Source organism: Natrinema halophilum (genome assembly GCF_013402815.2).
GTDB classification, from domain to species: Archaea; Halobacteriota; Halobacteria; order Halobacteriales; family Natrialbaceae; genus Natrinema; species Natrinema halophilum.
Window position 1 is genome coordinate 321,552 of record NZ_CP058601.1, and the last position, 23,038, is coordinate 344,589.

At 60.7% G+C, this 23,038-nt stretch carries 22 protein-coding genes; 10 read left to right on the forward strand and 12 right to left on the reverse strand.

All coding sequences use genetic code 11. From position 1 onward, the window contains the following. Nucleotides 1-147 precede the first annotated feature (147 nt). Entirely contained in the window at nt 148-1,683 is a 1,536-nt protein-coding gene (locus HYG82_RS22320) for a hypothetical protein (RefSeq protein WP_179259352.1), read from the forward strand. 628 nt (nt 1,684-2,311) lie between these two features. On the opposite strand, the gene ddfA is transcribed toward HYG82_RS22320, so the two are convergent. Then, nucleotides 2,312-2,596, reverse strand: coding sequence for a DdfA family disk-determining factor (gene ddfA, locus HYG82_RS22325; RefSeq protein ID WP_179259353.1), 285 nt, complete (start codon nt 2,594-2,596; stop codon nt 2,312-2,314). Between the two features lie 241 nt (nt 2,597-2,837). On the opposite strand from ddfA, the gene HYG82_RS22330 reads away from it, so the two are divergent. Together HYG82_RS22330 and HYG82_RS22335 are read left to right on the forward strand one after the other, a co-directional pair. Continuing rightward, the gene (locus tag HYG82_RS22330; RefSeq protein WP_179259354.1) at nt 2,838-3,470 is read left to right on the forward strand and encodes a DUF7998 family protein; all 633 of its coding nucleotides are present in this window, start codon (nt 2,838-2,840) and stop codon (nt 3,468-3,470) included. Nucleotides 3,471-3,476: 6 nt separating this feature from the next. Further along, the gene (locus tag HYG82_RS22335; RefSeq protein ID WP_179259355.1) at nt 3,477-4,685 is read left to right on the forward strand and encodes a hypothetical protein; all 1,209 of its coding nucleotides are present in this window, start codon (nt 3,477-3,479) and stop codon (nt 4,683-4,685) included. A gap of 14 nt (nt 4,686-4,699) precedes the next feature. Here HYG82_RS22335 and HYG82_RS22340 read toward each other — a convergent pair whose 3' ends face one another. Next, complete coding sequence (locus HYG82_RS22340) at nt 4,700-5,986, reverse strand: cation:proton antiporter (protein ID WP_179259356.1); 1,287 nt, start codon at nt 5,984-5,986, stop codon at nt 4,700-4,702. A 94-nt stretch (nt 5,987-6,080) separates the two neighbouring features. Between HYG82_RS22340 and HYG82_RS22345 the strand changes: the two genes are divergently transcribed. Beyond that, entirely contained in the window at nt 6,081-6,680 is a 600-nt protein-coding gene (locus HYG82_RS22345; RefSeq protein ID WP_179259357.1) for a DUF8159 domain-containing protein, read from the forward strand. Between the two features lie 16 nt (nt 6,681-6,696). Here HYG82_RS22345 and HYG82_RS22350 read toward each other — a convergent pair whose 3' ends face one another. Then, a complete protein-coding gene (locus tag HYG82_RS22350) occupies nt 6,697-8,028 on the reverse strand; it encodes a hypothetical protein (protein ID WP_179264311.1) in 1,332 nt (443 codons plus the stop codon). Nucleotides 8,029-8,166: 138 nt separating this feature from the next. Here HYG82_RS22350 and HYG82_RS22355 point away from each other — a divergent pair, with 138 nt between their 5' ends. The 3 genes from HYG82_RS22355 to HYG82_RS44235 all read left to right on the forward strand — a co-directional run bounded on the left by HYG82_RS22355 (nt 8,167) and on the right by HYG82_RS44235 (nt 9,296). Further along, nucleotides 8,167-8,613 carry a MoaD/ThiS family protein gene (locus HYG82_RS22355; protein ID WP_179259358.1) on the forward strand — a complete coding sequence of 149 codons (447 nt, stop codon included), beginning with the start codon at nt 8,167-8,169 and terminating at the stop codon, nt 8,611-8,613. Between the two features lie 164 nt (nt 8,614-8,777). Beyond that, nucleotides 8,778-9,083 carry a CGCGG family putative rSAM-modified RiPP protein gene (locus tag HYG82_RS22360; RefSeq protein ID WP_179259359.1) on the forward strand — a complete coding sequence of 102 codons (306 nt, stop codon included), beginning with the start codon at nt 8,778-8,780 and terminating at the stop codon, nt 9,081-9,083. A gap of 81 nt (nt 9,084-9,164) precedes the next feature. After that, nucleotides 9,165-9,296 (forward strand): DUF7577 domain-containing protein, encoded by a 132-nt coding sequence (locus tag HYG82_RS44235; RefSeq protein WP_284145020.1) that lies wholly within the window; start codon nt 9,165-9,167, stop codon nt 9,294-9,296. 122 nt (nt 9,297-9,418) lie between these two features. On the opposite strand, the gene HYG82_RS22365 is transcribed toward HYG82_RS44235, so the two are convergent. After that, a complete protein-coding gene (locus HYG82_RS22365) occupies nt 9,419-10,630 on the reverse strand; it encodes a TIGR04347 family pseudo-SAM/SPASM protein (RefSeq protein ID WP_179259360.1) in 1,212 nt (403 codons plus the stop codon). Further along, on the reverse strand, nt 10,627-10,995 hold the full coding sequence (locus HYG82_RS22370) for an Htur_1727 family rSAM-partnered candidate RiPP (protein ID WP_179259361.1): 369 nt from the start codon (nt 10,993-10,995) through the stop codon (nt 10,627-10,629). Before HYG82_RS22370 ends, HYG82_RS22365 begins: the two co-directional genes overlap by 4 nt. A gap of 148 nt (nt 10,996-11,143) precedes the next feature. On the opposite strand from HYG82_RS22370, the gene HYG82_RS22375 reads away from it, so the two are divergent. Beyond that, entirely contained in the window at nt 11,144-12,271 is a 1,128-nt protein-coding gene (locus HYG82_RS22375; protein ID WP_179259362.1) for a TIGR04053 family radical SAM/SPASM domain-containing protein, read from the forward strand. Nucleotides 12,272-12,442: 171 nt separating this feature from the next. Here the strand turns inward: HYG82_RS22375 and HYG82_RS22380 are convergent, their stop codons facing one another. The 3 genes from HYG82_RS22380 to HYG82_RS22390 all read right to left on the reverse strand — a co-directional run bounded on the left by HYG82_RS22380 (nt 12,443) and on the right by HYG82_RS22390 (nt 15,940). Then, nucleotides 12,443-12,703: a hypothetical protein gene (locus tag HYG82_RS22380; protein ID WP_179259363.1), complete on the reverse strand. Its 261-nt coding sequence runs from the start codon at nt 12,701-12,703 to the stop codon at nt 12,443-12,445. 90 nt (nt 12,704-12,793) lie between these two features. Next, nucleotides 12,794-13,729 (reverse strand): hypothetical protein, encoded by a 936-nt coding sequence (locus tag HYG82_RS22385; RefSeq protein ID WP_179259364.1) that lies wholly within the window; start codon nt 13,727-13,729, stop codon nt 12,794-12,796. A 375-nt stretch (nt 13,730-14,104) separates the two neighbouring features. Further along, nucleotides 14,105-15,940 carry an acetyl-CoA carboxylase biotin carboxylase subunit gene (locus tag HYG82_RS22390; RefSeq protein ID WP_179259365.1) on the reverse strand — a complete coding sequence of 612 codons (1,836 nt, stop codon included), beginning with the start codon at nt 15,938-15,940 and terminating at the stop codon, nt 14,105-14,107. 719 nt (nt 15,941-16,659) lie between these two features. On the opposite strand from HYG82_RS22390, the gene HYG82_RS22395 reads away from it, so the two are divergent. Beyond that, nucleotides 16,660-17,826: an SPFH domain-containing protein gene (locus tag HYG82_RS22395; protein WP_179259366.1), complete on the forward strand. Its 1,167-nt coding sequence runs from the start codon at nt 16,660-16,662 to the stop codon at nt 17,824-17,826. A gap of 213 nt (nt 17,827-18,039) precedes the next feature. On the opposite strand, the gene HYG82_RS22400 is transcribed toward HYG82_RS22395, so the two are convergent. Both HYG82_RS22400 and HYG82_RS22405 read right to left on the reverse strand, forming a co-directional pair. Then, nucleotides 18,040-18,339 (reverse strand): DUF8022 family protein, encoded by a 300-nt coding sequence (locus HYG82_RS22400; RefSeq protein WP_284145039.1) that lies wholly within the window; start codon nt 18,337-18,339, stop codon nt 18,040-18,042. Between the two features lie 64 nt (nt 18,340-18,403). Then, nucleotides 18,404-19,948 carry an acyl-CoA carboxylase subunit beta gene (locus HYG82_RS22405; protein WP_179264315.1) on the reverse strand — a complete coding sequence of 515 codons (1,545 nt, stop codon included), beginning with the start codon at nt 19,946-19,948 and terminating at the stop codon, nt 18,404-18,406. 160 nt (nt 19,949-20,108) lie between these two features. Here HYG82_RS22405 and HYG82_RS22410 point away from each other — a divergent pair, with 160 nt between their 5' ends. Then, on the forward strand, nt 20,109-21,467 hold the full coding sequence (locus tag HYG82_RS22410; RefSeq protein WP_179259367.1) for a sodium-dependent transporter: 1,359 nt from the start codon (nt 20,109-20,111) through the stop codon (nt 21,465-21,467). A 66-nt stretch (nt 21,468-21,533) separates the two neighbouring features. Here the strand turns inward: HYG82_RS22410 and HYG82_RS22415 are convergent, their stop codons facing one another. Both HYG82_RS22415 and HYG82_RS22420 read right to left on the reverse strand, forming a co-directional pair. Then, entirely contained in the window at nt 21,534-22,268 is a 735-nt protein-coding gene (locus HYG82_RS22415; RefSeq protein WP_179259368.1) for an SDR family oxidoreductase, read from the reverse strand. A gap of 73 nt (nt 22,269-22,341) precedes the next feature. After that, on the reverse strand, nt 22,342-22,788 hold the full coding sequence (locus HYG82_RS22420) for a response regulator (protein WP_179259369.1): 447 nt from the start codon (nt 22,786-22,788) through the stop codon (nt 22,342-22,344). Between the last annotated feature and the right edge of the window lie 250 nt (nt 22,789-23,038).

Genomic DNA, 23,038 nt, shown 5'->3' on the forward strand with positions numbered 1-23,038 from the left:
TATAGAAGTTTCTGGCAGTCGAAACGTGATTCTCAGAACATGCTTCTAGCCGTCCTCTTCTTATTGAATAAATCTACTACCGACTGAATTCATAGAAGTTCTTGACCGGCCACTTTTATGACGAATCTGCTATTCTGTATGAACAGAATGGTTTCGGAACGTTTACGAGAAAATCTCATCTTCCTCTCGTCTCTTGGACGCTATAACACTGAACGGCGTCCTGTCATTCGCCAGTATTTTGATCAGCAACTACGTAGCGAGGAACTCGGTCAAAAGGAAGTCGATGTCAGCGATGTGAGGGAGTTTGGCGATCAAAAGAAAGCGCTTTCGGAGGAAAGCGATGCGGATTTTAATGTGATTTTTCAGGAAATACTACTCACACTCCCAGAAGACATTAATCCCCAAGATTTCCAGGGGTATCTACTTTTCCGATACAGCCATTTAAATGATCCTCTGGAGGAATTAGGTTACTTCACTATCTATGACCTGTTGTCATTTGAAGCGCTGCTTCGTGACGCAGTCTTGGAAGATACTGGACTGCTTCTGTCGGACTTGCATTGCTTCGAATCTAGGGAGGAGTACGCTGACTTTTCGGACATTCACGAACCAAGCAATCAGTTCCAACAGCAATGGCGGAAGACGGTTGTACTTGACGTACAGGCAGTTCTGCGCGAATTCGTAGAGGGGACCCTTCCAGATGACCCGACATTCGATCCTAACCTACATGAAGAGCGAATTGAGACCGGAAGAGAGATTCTGGAATTCCTCTCTCATTCGGGAGACAGCACCACTACAATGGATTTTCTCTCAAATCCTCTGTTCCAATTAGGCGGAGATAGTTCAGAAATAGTTGTTCCGTTTCCTGAAGTGCTACTGACGACCGCTCAGTATCGAATTGAGGAATATGTTAGTCGGTTCGAAAGTGTACAAGGGATCGAAAACCACCGAAAGGGAGGCGTTGTCGAGGAATTAGCACAGAATCTTTTAACACAGGTGCCCAACCGGAATTTTGTCAAGGAATTCGAGTTCATCCACGATCCCAATCCCGGCGAAGCCGATGGAATCCTGTTTTTCGACAGTTCTTACTGGGTAATTGAAATCAAGTCGCACCCCATTTTCCGAAAGATTCCAAATCAAATCGAGCTCGTCAAAAACCGGTTTACGGACAAAGCCGTACAGGCGATAGAGCAGATAGATACAGCCCAAGACTATCTTGAGAGTTTAGACGACGAATTTGGTCTAATGTATAATCTCACTGGCAACAAGAACTGGCCCAGTATGGAAGCCGGCGGAATAATCGTCCTTGATGGGTTCATACCCACACTGTTTTCTGGAAACGAGCGGGTGGACCAAGAGTTAGGTGTCGGTCAAGTACACCAGCATCTCGCTAATGATGACCGTGTTGTCATCATTACACTCTACGACCTGTATCAACTCCTCCAGGAGGAAGAGATAGAAAATACTGACGAGTTCTTACTTTGGCGGACGGGATACGACAAGAGTTTCCCGATATGGGGTTACAGTGAACGGGAATACTGGGCCTTCTACTTTGACAATTATCGTGATAACGGAGAATGGGAAGAGGCACTCGAAACGGCCGTGGAGAAGGATATCGTGACCATATACACAAGCGAACGGTTTAATGACAAGTCCCTCCTCCGAAATTTAGCTGAGAACCGATAGAGCAGAGTGTACCGTCTGCCCGACAATATCAACTGAGACACCCATGCGACGTCCAGCCCTCAACCCAATTAACACAAATCAGATATTTATTCTCCGATGTTCTCAAGGGTAGTTTGAGTGCCTCAGACACTGACTGATTACTGAGGTGCGTTGCTGAATAGAATCGGCGTGTTTTCAACTACTGGTAAACGGAGAGGGACCGTCGATCCCTCAGGCAGTCGGGCGTCGCCCGACGACGGCGGGGCTTCCCACCGCACCGCACGCGGTTGATTTGGGAACCTCGGGTTCGTACATCGACGATGTACTGGGAGTGCCACGCCCCCGTTATCCCTATCCCACACGGGATTCGGGAGTATCTTGCTTGTTTTCCGTCGGTATCCGACTCGTTCTCTTGGCAGGATACTCCCAATGAGTGCGGACGGAATCCCGATATTGTCCGATTGTCCCGACATGGGGGCGGATGTACCGCCTCGTGGCGTATCTTTCGTTCCAATTCGATAAAAACGTAATGAGAGTACGCGATTCACGCCCGTCCCCAGAACGCTATGCGTTCTGGTGTGCGAACGAGACGCTTCGCGTCACGTCAACGCCGTAAACGGCGGAATTCTCTCGCTGTTTAAAGATAGCCTTACTCGACGGACTCGGAGACGGTGACCTCTCCATCGCTCGAGACGACGACGTGATATCCACAGAACGGAAATTCGACGCGGCCGGTCGGTCGCTCTCGTCCATTTTCGCGGGGTGCAAAGAGCGCGTCGAGGGCCTCGGGATTGATAACTTCGTAGAGAGCCTGATATTCAGGTGGCTCGAGAGCTGTCGGGTCGATTCCTTCCCGTTCAGCGACGGTAGCGATTACTTCGAAGCTGATAGATTGCGAAACCGTGGAATCCGACCGATCGACTGAGAGTAGCATTGGCCGGATTCTTTCTTCGATCAGATATAAATCCTCTGGCCTCAGCTCTTCCTTGAATGCCAATTTTGGTCATCAGGCAACATATTCGAACACTGTTGTATTTCTTTATGGCGCTTTCATTAGTGATATTAGTATACTTAAAATATGTTGAACGATCCACAACGGTGTAGGTGGCACCCAACGACGGTCGGCGGATAAAGGCGAAAGTCCGGATATTTCGTTCGGTGTCGACAGGCGGTACATGTTCGGCGCGATTTACTGGGTCTTTCGGCGCGCAACGATGCATAGAATGAACCCCTTCTCGAGCGGGCGAGCGACCGGGCTTTCGGATGACGGTAGTTTCGATGATATAAGTGCATTCGTACCGGAATACGTCCCGGAACCCGGAGCGTTCCTCGACGGTCATGACGTCCTCGACGGAATGGACCACGCCGCGTTTCATCGCCTCACGCGGGAACTGTTCGAAGAGCGAGGCGTCTACGACGCGACCTTCGGGTACAATCTGACGCGACTCAACCTCGACCGACGCCACCCGGATGCGGGATACCGGTACGCCATCGATGCCGACGATCCTGCCATTCTCCGGGCGGAGTTCAGCCCGACGACGGAGTTCTGTCCACAGGCAGACGCGCTCGTAAAGGGGTCCTTTCGAGCCTGGAACGGCCTCAGCGATCGCCACGAGTACAATCTCGTGTGCATTCGGGTCCGACCGACCCATCATCAGGCCGAGGCCCTCAACGACGAACTCGAGCGTCTCGAAAGGCAGTATCGCCGGTCCGGGGCAGTTCCGGAGGACTCGATCGGATCGCGGACGGGAAGCGGCGCCGAAGAGAGCCGTGAGAGTGATGAATCGTCCCGTCGAACACCGTTCTGAGACAACATGGCACGAGCCGGGAACGCGACCGCGACCGTCACCCGCTGGTCGCGTGCGTTCGTGGCAATCGGCGTCGGCTTCTTCGTCGCCTGGCAAGTTACCGTTGCGGCGGGCATGCCGAGAGCGGCAACCGTCCCGCTCGGCGTCTCCGGGTTCGTTCTCCACGTCGTCTTCGGAAAGGCATACACGCTGGTGCCGTCGTACTTTGCCCGTCAACTGGCAGTCCCGCGTGCCCCGGCGATTCACCTCCCGTTCGCGGTAATCGGCACGGCTGGAGCGTTCGCAGACGGTGCCGGGATCGGACCGCCCATCGTCGCGCTCGCCGGTGCGACGAGCTGGTTCGTCGGCTGTCTCGTTTTCGTCGCCGCGATCGGCTGGACCGTCCGCGATAATCCGACGGGACGAGCGACCGGCACCGGCCCGACCGACGCCCACCGCGAGCGGGTAGATCGGATCGCCAACGCGGCCGTTCCAGTCGTACTCGTCTATCTCCTCGTGGCCTCATCGCTACCGCTGGCCGCCGAACTCGGCCTCGATTTCCCGGCCCCTGCGCCGGGACCGGCAACGACGCACATGCTCGCGGCCGGGACGGCCGCGTTGCTGGTATTCGCGATCGGATTCCGTCTGTTACCGCGACTACTGGTCGCGACGCCTCGGCCGGAACTCGCTGCGATCGTCTTGATCGCGGGCAGCGCTGGCCCCGCACTACTCGCGCTCGACTTTCGCGGCGGGACGGCGTTCCGTATCGGAGCGGGGCTCCAGGCCACCGCTCTCATCGGCTTCGCAGTCGCGTACGCCGATCTTGCCCGGCAAAGCGAGCGCCGCCGTATCGGCCGTTACGCAATACTCGCTGCCGTCTGCTGTGCCGTCTCGCTCGCCCTACTGGGCCTCATCTTCGCGTTCGCACCGTCCCAGAGCGTCCCGCTAACTGCGTTCGACGCCCACTACCGCCTCGCCGTCGGCGGCTTCGTCGGCCTGACGATCATCGGCGTCACCTACCACTTCTATCCGCCGGCCGTTGCGTCACGAACCGGCATCGACGATCGGACCGCTCGAGCATCGATCGCGGTACTCGTCTCCGGGCTGGGCATCGAGGTCGCCGGACTGCTCGCGTCGATACCATCGCTGGTCGGGATCGGGCGCTGGCTCTCCGTTCTCGGGGCCGGAATTTACGCCGCCGTCCTCTGGACGATCTTTCTCGAGCGAGCGGGATGAGACGGATCGAGGAGTCATTCCGCACCGGTGGCAAAGCGGCGTTCCGCCCGCGCCTCGAGCCAGCGGATCGCGGGCGTCGCAGTAATCCCGTGGACGACGATCGAGACGAGGACGACCGCGCCGACAATCGCCCATAGCTGATCGGCATCCTGGAACGCAGCACCGTTCAGCCCGTAAGCGAGGTAGTAGAACGAACCGATGCCGCGGACGCCGAAGAAGGCGATCGTCGCCCGCTCGGCGACGTCGCGTTCGAACCCGGCGAATCCGACGAGGCCGGCGAGCGGTCTGACGACGAACACGATAAGGACCGTCGCGACGATGGCCTCGGGGGTCAACGGCGCGAGGAGTCCCCCGACGATCGCGCCTCCGAAGAAGATCATGATGAGTCCCATCATCACCTGTTCCGCGAGTTCGCTCACTTCGTGTAGCGAGCGGTTGTACTCGTGTGACCGTTCGTAATCGCGGAGCATCAGCGCCGCGACGAACACCGCGATGAAGCCGTAGCCGCCGACGAGTTCGGTCGCACCGTAAACGAGTACGGTCCCGGCTATCGCCTCGAGTCCGCGGACAGATTCGGCAACGGGCGTCTCGGGGCTCGTAGCGAAGACGGCGCGAGCGGTCAGGTAGCCGAGGCCGACGCCGCCGATCACTCCGACGGCGATTCGATAGCCGACGTCGACGAGGAGCCACTCCCCGAGCCAGTTTGTCGGCTCGAGGCCGACCAGAGCGATCGCGATGGCCAGATTCGTAAACGGAAATGCGAGCCCGTCGTTCAATCCTGCCTCGGAAGTGAGTGCGAACCGAACTTCGTCTTGTTTTCCTTCCGCTGTGTCGAGCGATTCCTCCTCGCTTCCCATCCCCGGGCCGCGGACCTGGACTTCGGACGCCAGTACCGGGTCGGTCGGTGCGATAGACGCGCCAAGCAGGATCGCGGTCGGAACCACGAGGCCGATCCATCGGCCGAGCAGCGCAGCTCCGCCGATCGACAGCGGCATCGTGATCGCGAGCAACCGCCAGGTCGATGCCCACGCACGCCATCCCGGAACCCGATCGATCTTCAGTCCCACACCCATGAGCGCAACGATGACGCCCAGTTCCGTGAGGTGCTCCGTCGTCGCCCCCTGCTCGAGCGGGTCCGGCGCCGGAAGACCGATCGGCAGCCCGAAGACGAGCATGCCGTAGAGGACGAAGAAGATCGGCATCGAAATCGCGCGGTCGGAAACGAACCGAGGGAGCACGGCGACGCCAAACAGTGCGACACCGATCACGACCAGGCCAACGGTATACAACTCGAGTGCCATCTGCGGCTGTCTCTCCTACGAGAAATTGGGCCTTTAGCTCGGTGCCGGCGCTTGCAGAACGAATCCATTTGTCCGGAGACGGCAATTCGCGAGTATGAAGCGAACGGCGTCGGACCCGACCAGCGCAACGACACGACGGCGGTTCCTGCAGACGGTCACGGTTGCGACGGCCGTCGCATCCGCAGGGTGTATCGAGGAGATAGGGACGGAGTTTCCGAAAAACGAGCAGTGGCCGATTTCGGAGTACGTTCCCGACCTGCCGGTGGCACAGCGAACGGCCGTTCTCGAAGAACGAATTGCGGTGCTTTCGACCGACAGGATAGCCGACCCCGACGCCCTCGCGTCGAAGCTTTCGGAGTACGAACTCGCAGTCGAGTCCATCGAACGCAAACGAGACGTCCTGACGATCGAGTACGTCAACACGGATCGACGCGAGGAGGGAACCGTCCACGACCTGGCCCTGCTCGCGGGCGGGTACGCGGCGCTGGTCGAAGGCGGCTACGAAGCCGCTGCGCTCGAGGCCACGATCCTCGACGACGCGCCGGCGTCGTACGGCTCGGCCACGGTCGAGACGCCGTGGGCGGCGGCGTACAACGCGGGTGAGCTAACCGCCGCCGAGTACGGCGAACTGGTCGTGACGACGATCAAATCGCAGCGGTCCGAACCGCAGATCAACGTCTCGACCGCCGAGTAGCGGATCGACGGTTCCACTACCGATCAGGGGCGACGTCGGGGTCGCTTGCACCTGCGGCGTGAGAGTCATCGGTCGACTCGAGTGCGGTCGCGAGAACGCCGGCGATTCCGCCCGGGCCGTGGCGGTGGATCGTCACGAGCACGTTCGCGACGAACAGGCCGACGCCGACCGCCGCGACGACGCTGCTCGCAGTCATCGCGACGGTCGGAAGGCCGATCAGCGGCCCCGCCGAGAGACCGCCGAAGCCGACGACCGTCGCCCAGAAGTCAGCCCGTTCCAGTCGATCGTCGTAGAGGTCGTCGATCATCGGGACTCGCTCGAAGCCGAGCCGGTCGCTGTATCGCTCGATCCAGATGATAAACGGGACGATGTGGTACAGCGAACCGATGACGACGAACCCGAAAACGCCGAACAGAAGCAGTCCACGTCCGTCGGGATGACCGAAGAGCGAGCCGTAGCCGATCGAGTTCGCCCACCACGTCGGCCCCGCGAGCGCCACCCATGCGAGCATCGACGCCGCGACGACCCGGTATCTGGCGAGCATCGGAGATCGGTCGACGGTCGCACGTGCCAACAGCCGCGCGATGACGAGCGCGAACGCGGCGAGGCCGAGCAGCAATCCGACCGCACCGACCCTGGCGAGCGTCTCGAGGGTCAGACCCCGTCCGAGCGCGAGCAACGCGATTCCGCCCGGGAAACACAGTTGCTCGAGACGAAGCAGCGCTTCGTCGAATCGATCGGGCTCCGACTGGGTGAACATCTGTGTCAACTGGAAGAGCGCACCGACGACCGTCGCGAGTAACGCTCCGTACAGCGCTATCGTCGCGTGAGAGAGGTGCACCTCGAACCGTGAGATACCCAGCGAGCCGAACACGGGCGTCGTGAAATCGAGTGCGAGGAGCAATCCTAACGGTGCAACGAGCCCGAAACACGCGAGGGCAAACACGAAGTGGCGCTCGGTGAAATCGTACGGTCGCGCCCGTGCGATCGTTCGCCCGACGTTGTAGACGAACGTCCAGATGCCCGCCAGCATGAGCACACCGCCGACCGGAAGCCACGCGAGCGCGCCGGCGAGCAACGCCGCTGCGAACCCGGCCAGCCCGCCGGTGACGAGCCACAGTTGTGCGAGCGCCAGCCGTCTCGAGTGGATCGTCACGCCTGACCAGACGGGCACGAACTGGGTCATGGCCCCCAGTATCGTGACCGCGATCCAGCCCACTAACAGGACGTGCAGGTGCGCCAGTCCCGACAGTCCGGGGAGCGTCGTGACGGCCATCACCGTCCCACCGCCGACTCCGACGACGAGGAACCCAAGCGCGAGGACGAAGTGTCCCAGCGGGATCGCCATGGGTGGTTGTCGGTCCGTCCGAAGTCCACCCGGCACCTGATTCATGACTCGTGGTTCGGTCCGGACGGCCGTCCGATTCGTCCCGAACACGTTCGGAACGGAGTGTTTCATCGCTCGTTCCGTACCACCGATGGACCGATGGAACCGAACCGAGCCACTACCGATGAGACTGCCGCGACGTCGGCCGACGCGAACAGGGAGGCACAGATCGACGCGGATAGAGAGACGACCACCGTGACCGTCCGATGCACCGGTCACGTTCGGACCGCCGTCGGTGCGCACGAACTCGAGTTCACGTTCGAGGGCGACCGACTTCGAGATTTTCTCGAGTCGTTTTTCCAGGTGTACGACCTCGAAGCCATGCTCATCGCCGAGACCGAAGCGGATGCGACTCACAGCGGCTGGGCTCCGGCGCCCGACGACCTGCCCGGTACCTGGCGCAAGAATCCGGCGGGCGAGCAGACCAGACCGTACGCTCGGGTCTGCGTCAACGGTCGGTTCAACGAACACCTCGGCGGGTTCGAGACGGAACTCGTGGATGGCGATCGCGTCGCACTCATCTACCCGTTCATGTTCTGTTGCTGATCGCGCATCGGCCCACACAGATCTGCTGGGTTCCGTGCCTCACCTCTGTACGCTGACGTCGATCCGCCATCGATCGACGCGGCACTGATCGCAGCGAGTCCCGACCCACGAAGCCGAATGCGTTCGTCTCAGGTCTTACGTCCGCCGGGTGCCGAGAACCGACGATGACCGAAGACGTCTCCGAGGTCGAACCCGTCACGCGCCGCGACCACGACACCTCGTGGTCGGCGAATCTCGAGGGACCCGAACACGCGGCTGATCCGGCGTTAGTCGTCGAACAATCGAAAGATGCCATCGACGCTACCGAGCCCGGCTGCCACGTCAACCTCGTCACGCACGGCGATCATGGCCACCCAGAGACCTACCTCTGGGACGAACTCGAGGCCGCCTTCGACGGCCTCCGACTCGAGTACGTCGACCGGTGCGGTTGTGGTGGCCACGTAACCCGCGTTCACCTCCTCGATGTCTGATCGGCTCTGCCGGCCGTAATCGAGGGCTTCCTTGCATGCGTCAGCACGGATGATATTTGCCCCCGTCCGGTACGACCGTCGATGAGTTCGGACACTCCTGCGGGAGACAACCGGGTAACGTGTCGCCACTGTGGGACGGAAAACGGGACTGCCTTTACGTATTGTCTGCGGTGTCTCGGCCATCTCCCCACGGGCCTCGTTCCCCACGACTGAGCCACTTCCCGCGAGACTCGTTCCCCACGACTGAGCCACTTCCCGCGAGACTCGTTCCCCATCAGCGCTCGGATTCCGGTCGATAACCGCAGTACCGCCGTCCCTTCATCGAGGCGGAGCGCTCAATCAGCGACGCCGCCGACGGCCGATCCCTCGGCGCGTCTTTCCTCGTTAGCGAGATAGCACTGTGGGTCGGGTGCAAACAGGTCGCCGGTCGTCGCAAGCGCCCGCAGCCGCGATCCGCCCCGGCAAATCGAACGGTACTGGCAGTCCGCACATTTTCCAGTCAACCGGTCTTCCCGGGTCCGAAGCGCCGCGAGCAACGGGTTCGACTCGTCGTTCCAGATCTCGCCGAACGGCCGATCCCGCACATTACCCAGGCTGTAGCCCTGCCAGAACTGCGTCGGATGGACGTTCCCCTGATAATCGACGTCGGCGATTCGTTCGCCCGTCGGATCCCCGCCATTTCGTTCGAGATAATCGTAGACCGCCTTCGCCTTCGCCTCGCCGAACTCGTCGCGAGCGTACTCCACGAGGAAGGCGGCGTCGGCGTAGTTGCCGACGAGTAGCGTCTCGATCTCTTCGCCGCGCGAGTGGTAGTCGAGTGTGAGATCTGCCACGCGTTCGACCGCCGCCCGCTTCTCGCTGGGGGTGAGGTCGGCATCGATGATCTCAGCCCCGCGACCGCCGTAATCCAGGTGGTAGAAACAGAACCGATCGAGCCCCCTGTCGACGAGCAGGTCGACGACTCCCTCGAGATCCGGCGCGTTCGCCTCGGTGATCGTATACCGAAGTCCCGTCTTGAGTCCGGCCTCGAGACAGTTTTCGATGCCGCGGACGGCGGCGTCGAACGCACCGTCCGTTCCCCGGAAGCGATCATTCCGCTCGGGGAGCCCGTCGACCGAGATGCCGGCGTACTGGAGGCCGGCGTCGCGCAGCGCGACGGCGTTCTCCTGCGTCAGGAGGGTCCCGTTCGAGGACAACACCGGACGGAGTCCTCGCTCGGCGGCATAGGCGACGAGTTCGGTCAGATCGTCGCGCACGAGCGGTTCGCCGCCCGAGAACAGCACGACCGGAACGCCGTATTCTGCGAGTTGATCGAGAAAGGTCTTGCTCTCGGCCGTCGTGAACTCGCCGGAGCCGGGTTCGGTTTCGGCACCCGCATAGCAGTGCGAGCAATACAGGTTACACCGGCGAGTCGTGTTCCAGACAACCACGGGCCGTTGCTGTTTCTCCTCGGTGATCTGCGGTTTGTCGGAGTCGGCGGCCGCGTCGTAGCGCAGCCCGTCTCCCTCGGCGTCGAGTTCGCACAGGAGTTTGCTGATCGAAATCATGTGTCGTTCGCCCCGCTCGGACACTCGGTTTCCTCGGAGACGGGCGCTCCCTCGCCGTTCGCGTCGGGTCCTCGTTCGCCTCGTTCGGCCACCGCGATCTCATCTGTCCGTTCCTCGGTCGCGTCCGCGAGCCCTCGTGTCGAATACCGTTCGACCGCGCGAGCCGGACAGAGCCACACGTCTGCGGCGTACCAGCCGAACAGTCGGGACGCGTGTTCGTGCGCCTCCGTCCCATTCGCGGCGGCGACACTGCCGACGTGTCGCATCGGTTCGCCGGCTTCGGTGCGGACGAACACTTCCCACTGTGGTGCGGGATTCCCGCGCTCGTCGCCCGGGACCGTCGATCGGCGTGGCGTCTCTTCCATACCCATTTCTTCGAGACGAACTCGAAAACCGTTCCGTCACCTCCCAGCGCGTGGGAACACCCGCTCGAGCCGTCGAACATCTTCCCGTCTTCTCACCCGTCGGGAACGATAGTGGCGTTTTCCGTCGAACGAGCCACTCTCCTAGACGATGCACACCGGACCTCTCGACACGGCCGAGCGACCGTTCGTCCTGATATGGGAGCTCACCCAGGCCTGCGGGCTCGCCTGTGACCACTGTCGGGCCGACGCCCAGCCTCGCCGCCACCCCGACGAACTTTCGACGGCTGAAGGGAAGGCGCTGCTCGAGGAGGCAGCCGAATTCGGCGACGGCCAACTGGTCGTCCTCTCCGGCGGCGATCCGCTCGTTAGAGACGACGTTCCGGAGCTAATCGATCACGGCGACGACCTCGGATTGCGAATGACGATCACACCGAGCGGCACGGGGTCGCTAACCGCCGAGCGCATCGAAGCGATGGCGGATGCGGGACTCAAACGGATGGCCGTCAGCCTCGACGGTGCGTCGGCCGACGCCCACGATTCCTTCCGTGGCGAGGACGGCAGTTTCGAAGAGACGATTCGGGCCGTCGAGGACGCTCGAGCGGTTGGGCTCCCCGTCCAGGTCAACACCACGGTCTGTCGTCGAACCGTCGGCGAATTGCCCGCCATCCGGGACCTGCTGACCGAGATCGGGGCCGTCATGTGGAGCGTCTTCTTTCTCGTTCCCGTCGGTCGCGGACGGATCCTCGAACCGGTCGATCCGCAGCGGGCCGATGCGGTAATGGAGTGGCTGGCCGATGTCAGCGAGTCGGAACCGTTCGGCGTCAAGACGACCGAAGCCCCTCAGTACCGGCGGGTCGCGATGCAACGCCGGGCAGACGCGGACGGTGAGGACGACGGTGCGGCCGGGCCGGGATCAGGTATCGAGCGCCGCACCGGAATCGTCGCGGGCGACGGCTTCGCGTTCGTCAGCCACACGGGCGAGGTGTTCCCGTCCGGCTTCCTTCCCGAAGCCGCCGGCAACGTTCGCGAGCGGCCGGTGACGGAAATCTACCGCGAATCGCCGCTGTTCCGGTCGCTACGCGATCGCGATCAACTCACCGGTAAGTGTGGCGCCTGTCCGTACCGCCACGTCTGTGGCGGAAGTCGCTCGCGGGCGTTCGCCCACACTGGCAACCCGCTCGCGAGCGATCCGCTCTGTCCGTTCGTTCCAGCGGGGTACGATGGGCCGCTGCCGTGGGAAGGCGATGAGCGTGAGCGACTCTCCGCCGACCGCTGAATTCCGACGTGCGAACCGTTCGCCGGCCGTAGGGGTTCTTCGATCTGATCCCGGACACAGCGATGCATAGCCAGACTCCGAACCCATTCGAGAGCACTCTGTCGGCGTTCGACTGCAATCCGAACTCGGAGGGGCCCATGCACATTGCTGATCCGCTCGAGAAGCGTCCGATCACGAGACGGACACGGACGGGACGCGAGTGGCTGACCAGGCTCCACCAGTTCGGGACGCCCGCACTGATGTGGCACCATCCGTGACCGACTCGATCGCTCGGATTCCGATCGATCGGACGAGCAGGTCGTCCGATCGCGATCCGTGCACGCGGCACGTAATACGAGCGGTGATCGCAAATTCGAGTCGCCCGGTGCCGCGTACACCGGCCGTTTCGAACGGGAACTCTTCACCGTTTGCCCACATATGTTCAGTGGTCATTGGCTGCCACGGCTGGATTCAACGAGTTCGCGCTGTCACCGTTGTATCGGATCGCATACGAGCACCGCGGAAGCGATTTTCGAGGCAAAATCACTCGCCCGTATCGACACGATGGGAGTAGGGCATGACCTGTTTGAACACTTTCGTAAACAGATAATCTGCGAGCTGGGGCGCCCCGAGAAGAGTGACGACGGTGGCGATACCCTGAATCGGCCCAATGCGCTGGGCGAAGTGAATCCCGATGACGAGGACGATTGTGACCCAGGTGACGAGAACCGCGATCGGTTTGATAAACGCGACGTACGAGAACGAAGAAACGAGAACGCTCGCGATGGTGGTATTACTCGTCGTTTGTGCGACGTCATCCGAGAGCGAATTGATCCGCTGATGCGTCTGGTCGGAGAGGTGATCGATGAGTGTGACCGCGAACGGAATGAGGGTCCGGTCCAGACTTTCCTCCGGTGTTTCGGATTGGCTGATATTCGCGACGTACGTACTGACAGCCGGTGTGACGTGTGGAGAAATGATCGCCTGATTCGAAAACGGATACGGCGAAAAGGAACTATCGAGCGATCGATCCAGCTTTCGAAGGTGGGTGATCGACGTCGAGTGATTGTCCTCTTCGTACGCGTTGATTGCCTTCGCGAGGTGATACTCGGCGAGCATCCGTTCCGAGAAATCGAGGTCTATCGCCTTCTTGCTCAGCGCGAGAACAACGAGCGTCAGTACGATCGCAATCGCTCCACAGGCGGCCGCCGCCGGAAGGATGACCGTTTCCGGAACGTCTGGAATGACCGCTGGAATCGTTGCGATGTCGTACTCGAGAAGCATGCCGTAGAACGCCAGTGCGAAGAACAAGGCAAACGCCTGGATCGAAAGCTTCGAGAGCGTTTTCGTGAGTGCGTATTCTCTGACCCGATCCTGGTTTCCTAACACTGACTCGGTGAACTCACTTATTCGTTCGTACGTTTCGTCCTTTGGCTCGAATTGCCCGTCTTCCTCCCGGTGTACAAATTCTTCGTTCATAGTCCGATATGTACTCTGGCCCCGTTGGTCTCGTGTTCGGTCGCACCCCATATTGTCTCATGGCTTACTTATATTTTTCTGTAGATAGTATTAATTGAAATGCGTTCTATCCATGCAACAGTATTCGCGTTGAGAATAAGGATGGTAGAATCTGCTCGACGTGCGTTCCATGCGGGCGAGTTGATTCCTCAGAGTAGCTGACCGCTCGGCAGGCAATATTATCACTTATCTGCCAAACGATCCGCGCTTCTTGGAACACGAGTCTAGCGATCGAAAACGATCGCCGCGCGCCGATCGCGATACGACCGAGGACGTTCTCCGATTCTGGTTTCGGCCGCAGTTGCGTTGGCTACAAACTCCGACCGACCGCGTCCATCACTCGAGGACGACCAACGTGTCGCCCATATCGACGCTCTCGCCTTCTTCGACGGCGATCTGGTTGACGGTGCCGCCGCGGGAGGCGACGATGTCGTTTTCCATCTTCATCGCCTCGAGAACGACCAGCACGTCGCCGGCGGCGACCTCGTCGCCTTCCTCGACAGCGACGTCGAGAATCGTTCCCTGCATTTCCGCGTCGACCGTTTCACCTTCGCCCTGAATGTCGGCGTCACCGCCGCTTTCCCCGCCGGCGGGTTCCGGTCGAGTCGCCTGCCCACCCGCGGCCTCGACGTCGCCTGTCGGGATCGCCGGTGCACCGTGTTCTTCGAGTTCGACCTCGAAGCGCTTGCCGTTGACCTCGACGGTGAACTCGCGTTCGACGGTCTCCTCGTCGTCTTCGCTCGCGCCGTCGCCGGTATCACCACCCCACTGTTCCTGTGCTTCCTCGATGCGGGTTTCGTCGAGTTCCTCGTCGAGATATTTCGTGGTGTGGGTACTCTGGACGAACTCCTCGTCGGTGAGCATCAGGCGATGGAACGGAATGATCGTCGGGATTCCCTCGATGTCGTATTCGCGGAGGGCTCGCAGCGACCGCTCGATGCATTCGTCACGGTCTTCGCCCCAGACGACCAGCTTCGCGATCATCGAATCGTAGTCGGTGACGAGTTCGTCGCCTTGTCGCAGCGCGTCGTCCATGCGGACGCCGATTCCGCCCGGCGGGTCGTAGGTCTCGAGCGTTCCGCCGGTCGCGGGGGCGAAGTCGTCCGCCGCGTTCTCGGCGTTGATCCGAAACTCAATTGCGTGGCCGTCGATTTCGACGTCGTCCTGGTCGATGTCAATCTCCTCGCCGGCAGCGATCCGGATCTGGCGTTTGACGATATCGATGCCGGTGATCGCTTCGGTGACCGTATGCTCGACCTGGATTCGCGTGTTCACCTCGAGGAAGTAGAAGTTCGCGTCAGGGCCCAGCGGTCCATCGCGGCCTGGCTCTTCTTCGACGAGGAATTCGACGGTACCCGCGTTGGTGTAGTCAGCGGCGGCGACGCCCCGACGGGCGGCCTCGCCGATCTGCTCACGGAGTTCGTCGGTCAGGGCCGCCGACGGGCCTTCCTCGATGACCTTCTGGTGGCGGCGCTGGAGCGAACAGTCGCGTTCGCCGAGGTGGCGTACGTTACCGTGCTGGTCGGCGACGATCTGAACCTCGATGTGACGGGGCTGTTCGAGGTAGCGCTCGAGGTAGACCGAATCGTTATCGAAGTAGGCCTCGCCCTCCCGCTGTGCGCTCTCGAGTTGGTCTTCGACCTCGCTTTCGTCCCAGACGACCTTCATTCCGCGGCCGCCACCGCCACCTTCGGCCTTGATGGCGATCGGGTAGCCGTGTTTCTCGCCGAATTCCTTGACTTCCGCCGGGTCGGTAACGGGGTCGGTCGTCCCGGGAACGATTGGGACGTCGGCGTCGTTCATGATCGTTCGGGCCTTGGTTTTCTCGCCCAGCGATTCCATCGCGTCGCTGGACGGCCCGATCCACGTGATTCCGTCGGCGTCCTCGACCTTACCCGCGAACTCGGCGTTTTCGGCGAGGAAGCCATAGCCCGGGTGGATGGCGTCGGCGTCGGCCTTGCGTGCAGCCTCGATGACGGCTTCGTGATCCAGATACGAGTCGGCCGCTCGTGCCGGCCCCACGTTGTACGCCTCGTCGGCGTATCGGACGTGTCCCGAGTCCTTGTCGGCCTCGGAGTAGACGGCGACGGTTCCGATGTTCAACTCTTCACATGCTCGCATGACTCGAACGGCTATTTCCCCGCGGTTCGCCACGAGAACCTTCCTGAACATTCTTGTGAAAACTGTTGAGAGGGGCCTACCTTACTTTTTCGCAACGGGTTCGGCGACGTGCCCCAGCGAACACGTTGGAACGATATCAGTATCGCGTCGGTCGCAGATCAGTCATCGTCGGCATCGGTCGTAGCACAGCGACCACAGTAGCGATACGACGACGATTCGAGTCCGCGTCCGCAACTCCGACACGTGGTGGGCGCGTCCGCTGAGCTGAAAGTATCCGTTTGGAAGGGATTTCTCCGCTCACCGTCGGTTTCGTACAGATGGACGCGCTTTTCGTCTGGCCGATAGTCGAATCGAACGGCGAGGGCCGTCGACAGTGTGGCGAGTACGAGTAGCGATAGCAATCCACTCCAGGGAATCATGAAATGACACCTGCTTGTAGCATCTCTTGCTTTGAACTATAAACGGAATATACACGATTGTATAATAGGAGTGATGGCCAAAACGCGAGCGCATCAGGGCGCTCTCTTCACCGTGCGCTCTCTCCACCGTGCGCTCTCTCGAAATCGACCCCGTACTGCTCGCTCGAGACTCTCATCCTCAGCGCAGTGATCGACCTATCGATACAGTACCCGACCGATGCGCAATGGGGTCTACCCCATCGGAGCGGCCCAATTAATGCGTGTCGGTGGACGCCCCTGTGAGCTACTCAGTTCCATGATGATTGGTATTCATGCACAATCGTTATCCGGCTCGATCCCCTGATCCACACGATGTATCCACTGACAATCGCTCCCATTCAACTTCAATCGGTTCTCGAGGACCCGCTCTTGGCTGTCGGGCTAGTCATTCTCGTGCTCGCCCTCGTCACTGTCTGGCAGATGGTCGAGATCGTCGACGCCTACAACAGGGGTGCACTGACCGTCTTCGGCGAATACCGCAAGCTCCTCGAGCCGGGGCTCAACATCGTTCCACCGTTCGTCTCGCGGATATACACGTTCGACATGCGAACGCAAACGTTGGACGTCCCGTCTCAGGAAGCGATCACGCGCGATAACTCGCCGGTGACGGCCGACGCCGTCGTCTACATCCGGGTCATGAACGCCAAACGGGCGTTTCTCGAAGTCGACGACTATCAGCGGGCGGTCTCGAACTTGGCTCAGACGACGCTGCGGGCTGTCATCGGCGACATGGAACTCGACGATACCCTCAGTCGGCGCGAGATGATAAACGAGCGGATTCGCCAGGAACTCGACGAACCGACCGACGAGTGGGGCATTCGAGTCGAGTCCGTCGAAGTCCGCGAGGTGACTCCGTCCCAGGGCGTCAAAGGCGCGATGGAGGAACAGACCTCAGCGGAGCGTCGGCGCCGAGCCATGATCCTCGAGGCCCAGGGTGAACGCCGCAGCGCCGTCGAGAAGGCAGAGGGTGACAAACAGTCGAATATCATCCGCGCTCAAGGTGAGAAACAAAGCCAGATTCTCGAGTCCCAGGGAGATGCGATTTCGACCGTGCTGCGTGCACGATCCGCCGAATCGATGGGCGAACGCGCAGTCATCGACAAAGGGATGGAAACGCTCGCCGAGATCGGGCAAGGCGAGTCGTCGACGTTCCTCCTCCCACAGGAACTGTCCTCACTGGTTGGCCGTTACGGGAAACACCTCTCGGGCAGTGACGTGAAAGCGGACGGAGCGGAACTCGAGAGCCTCGAGTTCGACGAGGAGACTCGCGAGTTGATTGGCCTGGACGATATCGCCGATATCATCGGCGAGATTGACGAACAAGCGGAGATGGACGTCGAGGCGATGGAACAGGAAGCGCAGGCGATCAAAGAAGGCGAGGACGTCGCGTCGACTCCAGGCGCGGGGTCCGACGACTTGTCGGGCCTGTCGGAGCCTGAAGACAGAACCGAAATGGAACACGACTCCGAATCGAGCTAGTCTCCTGTAGTCGTCGTTGAAACGATTCATCCACTGCTTGCGCTGGTGCGGCCAGCGAGCGCTCGCTGGCCGCGAATCCGCGATCGGGATGTGCAATGGCTGTCAAGACTACTTTCGATCAGATGCACGCGGGCGGGGATTTCTCGTGCCGAGGCGTTACTCGGTCAGCCCCGGAACCGACCGCGCGAGCGCTCAAAAACGAAGTCGTGACCGTCAGAAGCGGTCCGTCCGCCCCGCAGCCGACCAGGCGTTGGTCGGCGCCTCCCGCGGAACGCGGACGGTTCGATGTTGCTGTTCGCGAACCCGTCCGGCGAAGGCCCACCGCTTTTCGTCCCACGTCTCCTCGCCGCTGGCCGCCGCTGCGGCGGCCGCGAGCGCGTGGTCGTGGAGATGAGCCCCGATCGCGGCCATGATCGCCGCGGCCTCCTCGTCGTCGGCGTCGGCAGGCAACTCGAGGGAGACGTCGCCGGGCAGCATCGCCCCGTACCCGGCCGGGTCACCGTCCGCGGCCATCTCCTTCGACGGCGACGATGCGGTGGTTGCGTCTCCGGTTGTCTGTTGCTGTTGACTCATCTGATTACAGCGGAATGTTGCCGTGTTTCTTGTCCGGGTTCGATGCGCGTTTCGTCTCTAGCATTTCCAGATCGTCGATCAGTCGCGGGCGGGTTTCGGTGGGCACGATGACGTCGTCGAGGAACCCTTTATCGGTTGCCGTGTAGGGGTTTGCGAACTCCTCGCGATACTCCTCGATGAGTTCGTCGCGGAGTTCGTCCGGATTGTCCGATTGCTCGAGTTCCTCGCGATAGAGGATGTTGACTGCACCCTGCGGTCCCATGACGGCAATTTCGGCAGTCGGCCAGGCGTAGTTGACGTCCGCGCCGAGGTTCTTCGAGGCCATGACGCAGTACGCTCCGCCGTACGCTTTGCGCGTGATGACGGTCAGCAGCGGAACGGTCGCTTCGGCGTAGGCGTAGAGTAATTTCGCGCCGTGACGGATGATCCCGCGATGTTCCTGATCGGTCCCGGGCATGTATCCGGGGACGTCGACGAACGTGACGATCGGGATGTTAAAGGAATCACAAAAGCGGACGAAGCGCGACGCTTTCATCGAGGCATCGACTGTCAGGGTTCCGGCGTTGACACGCGGCTGGTTAGCGACGAGACCGACCGAGCGGCCGTCGAGTCGTCCGAAGCCGACGACGATGTTCTGTGCGAAGTTGTCCGCGACCTCGAAGAACGAACCCTCGTCGACGACGCTGTCGATGACATTGATCATGTCGTAGGGTTTCTGTGGGCTCGGCGGGACGATATCGGTGAGCGCGTCGTCGCGGCGATCGGGGTCGTCCCAGGGATCGACGCGGGGCGGGTCCTCGACGTTGTTCTGCGGGAGGTACGAGAGCAGTCGCTTGATGTCGTCGAGCGCCTGTTCTTCGCTCTCGCAGGCGAACTGAGCGACGCCGGTTTTGTCGGCGTGAGTCATCGCGCCGCCGAGTTCCTCGTGAGAGACCTCTTCACCGGTAACGGTCTTGGTGACACCGGGCCCGGTGATGTACATGTGGCTGGTGTCTTTGACCATGAAGATGAAATCGGTAATCGCCGGTGAGTAGACGGCACCGCCAGCACAGGGCCCCATCGTCGCGGAGATCTGCGGGACGACGCCGCTTGCCTCCTGGTTCCGGCGGAAGATCTCGGTGTAGCCGGCGAGGCTCTTGACACCTTCCTGAATGCGGGCTCCTGCGGAGTCGTTGAGCCCGATAACGGGCGCACCAACCTCCATGGCCATGTCCATGACCTTGCAGACCTTCTCCGCGAAAACCTCGCCGAGAGATCCGCCGAAGACGGTGAAGTCGTGGGCGAAGACGAAGGTCGTCCGCCCGTTGACTTCGCCGTACCCAGTAACGACACCGTCGCCGGGAATCTTCTTCTCCTCCATCCCGAACTGGCTCGTCTGATGCGTCCGGAGCTGGTCGAATTCCGTGAAGGTGCCCTCGTCGAGGAAGTAATCGATCCGCTCGCGGGCGGTCATCTTCCCCTTGTCGTGTTGCTTTTCGATTCGGGTTTCACCACCTCCTTTTCGTGCTTCTTCGCGGAGTTCCTCGAGTTCGTCGATACGGTCTTCCATCGTCATGTTGGGAACACCCCTTCTCGATTCATACGCCGTTGTGCGAGGACCAACTGGAAAAGGATTCCGTAACTCCATCACGATTTATAACTGATCCCGCTTTCATGTAGCGCGACCGACACGGAGAATTATATGGGTCGATCCGTTTTGAGTCGGTGGTATGTCACAGCGCGAATCATGGGCGACGCGAACCGGATTCATTTTCGCCGCGGTCGGGAGTGCAGTGGGGTTAGGAAACATCTGGCGGTTCCCGTTTCAGGTCGGACAGGAGGGAGGTGCAGGATTCGTACTCATTTACCTCCTGTTTATCGCAAGCATCGGTTTTCCGGTGATGCTCGCGGAGTTCGTCATCGGTCGCCGTACTGATCGGAATCCGGTCGGTGCGTTGAAACAGCTCGGGTCGGGGAAGCTCCGATATGCCGGATGGCTCTTCTTTACGACTGGCTTTCTCATCCTCTCGTACTATAGCGTCGTCGCCGGGTGGACGGTCCGATACGTTCTCCTCGGACTGCAAAACGAGTACGTCGGCGACGTGGCGGGCGCCGAAGGGCAGTTCCTCTCCGTGGCCAGCGGTCTGGATGCGGTGTTCTTCCACGCCCTCTTTATGCTCGCTATCATCGCTATCGTCGGGCTCGGTATCCAGCGTGGTATCGAACTCGCCGTGAAAGTGATGGTCCCCGCCATCATCGTTATCATGGTCGGAATGGCAGTCTACGTGTTCACCCTCGAGGGGGCAGGCGAGGCGTACGCGTACTATCTGTCGCCGGATTTCGGCTATATCGCGAGTGAGTGGCAGAGTATACTGCCCGCAGCCGCCGGTCAGGCCTTCTTTACCCTCTCGCTGGGGATGGGCGTGATGATTACCTACGCCTCGTATCTCGGCGAGGATCGGAACCTCGCCGAAGACGGATTGATTATCATCGGGTTCGACACCGCTATCGCGCTACTCGCCGGTCTCGTCGTCTTCCCGATTTTCTTCAGCGCGGGCGTCAGTCCCGGGGCACCCGGTGCTGGTGCGGTTTTCGTGACGCTCGCCGCTGCATTCGGCAAGTTATCGCTGGGAGGAATCCTTGGTGCGGTGTTCTTTTTCACCGTCGCCATCGCCGCTCTCTCGAGTGCGATCAGTATCCTCGAGGTGGTCGTCTCGTACTTGATCGACGAACACGGAATGAATCGTCTGAGCGCGACCGCGATCATCAGCGCCATCATCTTCGTCGTGGGTCTTCCGACGACGTACGATATCCAGGTTCTCAATCTCTACGACCTCCTGGTCAACAACATCCTGCTCGTCTTCGGCGGATTCATTCTCGCGGTTTTCGTCGGCTGGGTGATTTACGACTTTGCGCTCGACGAACTCAGCAAGGGTATCGGCGACCTCGGGCCGTGGGGGACCACCTGGCTGTGGCTGCTGCGCGTTCCAGCGGTTATCGGCCTGGCAGTCGTCGTCCTGCTCGGGATCATCGAATACTACGACTTCCTCGTCGGAGACTTCGCAACCTGGTTCGGAGACAATTTCTAGTCGGACGTGAGAGCGTCTTTTATCGGCAGTCAAGGCGAATACCCCGAGGCTTGACCCCGAGGCGATTCACGCTTCGCCGTAGACTGGCACCGCGGCCCCGCTCGTCACCGCCGCACCGTCGCTACAGAGAAAGGCCATAACGTCCGCGATTTCGAGCGGGTCGACCCACGAATCGTGATCCGCGTCGGGCATCATATCGCGGTTCATCGGCGTGTCGATTACGCTCGGCATCACGCAGTTCGCCCGCACGGTCCCGCGGTTTTCTTCGGCGAGGGTCTCCGTCAGCAGCCGGATTCCCGCCTTCGTGATCCGGTAGGGGCCGTCGCCCTCGCCGCCCTCGAGCGAGGAACGCGCGCTAATGCTAACGATCGCACCGCCCGCATCCTGGAGATGGGGAAGCGCGTGTTTCGACGCGAGGAAGGCCGTCTTCAAGTTGACGTCGATGAGCGCCTCGAACTCCTTCAGGGTGGTCTCCTCGATGTGATCGCCGCCTCGCCACGTCCCCGCGATGTTCAACAGGTGATCGATCCGGCCGTGATCGTCGACGACGCTTGCGATCAGTTCCGCGACATCGTCCTCGTCGGTTAGATCCGCCTCGTAAAACGTAAGCGCCGACTCGTCGCTCGGCTCGGACTCGAGCAGGCTGTCTTCGTCGGTCGGCGCGATCACGTCGACGGCACAGACCGTTGCACCGGTCTCGAGGAACCGTTCGACAGCAGCGCTGCCGAGCGCGCCGCTCGCACCGGTTATCACCGCAACGGTTCCGTCGAAGTCGATGTCGAACTCGGAGGTCACTGCCATACCGTACGTGCGCGGTCCGTTCGCATCAAAGGTGGGGGCGTCGAGATTGCGCGCCCTCGTTGCGCTGTGGTGGCTACAATGCGCTCGTCGGAAGTGCGACGTGTCGAAACCAGAAGTCCGCGATGGCCTCCACCAGGTTGGCGTATTCGAGCGGATCAGTTGGTTTCGTTATATAGGCATTTGCCGGCAGTTCGTAGCATTTCCGAACATCTTCGCCGGTTGCCGATCGCGTCAATACGAGGATCGGAAGCCTGCGAATCACCGGTTCGTCTTCGATCGTATCGAGGAATTCGAGGCCGCTCATCCGCGCCAGATTCAGATTTAGCACGATGAGGTCGGGCATCGCCGTCGGATCGTCGACGCGGTCCGTAAGTAGTGACACGGCTTTTGATCCGTCTGCGACGACGTGGACCGAAATCTCGAGCTCGAGGTCGGCGAACGAATCGCGAATGCGGCGTGCATCTTCCGAATCGTCTTCGATCAAGAGAACGTCGATCGGGTCGTCGCGTCCGTCGCTCATGGAGAGATCATAGTTGAGAAGGTCGTGGGGGGGTCAGTTGATTCAGCACTCGATCGCATCTATTCATGGTGGTCTTTTAACGATGTGTACTAAGTGATTTGGAACTCGGCCGGTAACTCGAGATCGAACGGGGTGTGGCGACAAACTGGCACATGGAGCCGACGGCAGTCGGTGGATGGCCAGGAGCGCTCGAAATGGAGCGGGCGAACGGTCGTTTTGACCGTGACTCACACCTCATCCGGTAAGCTCC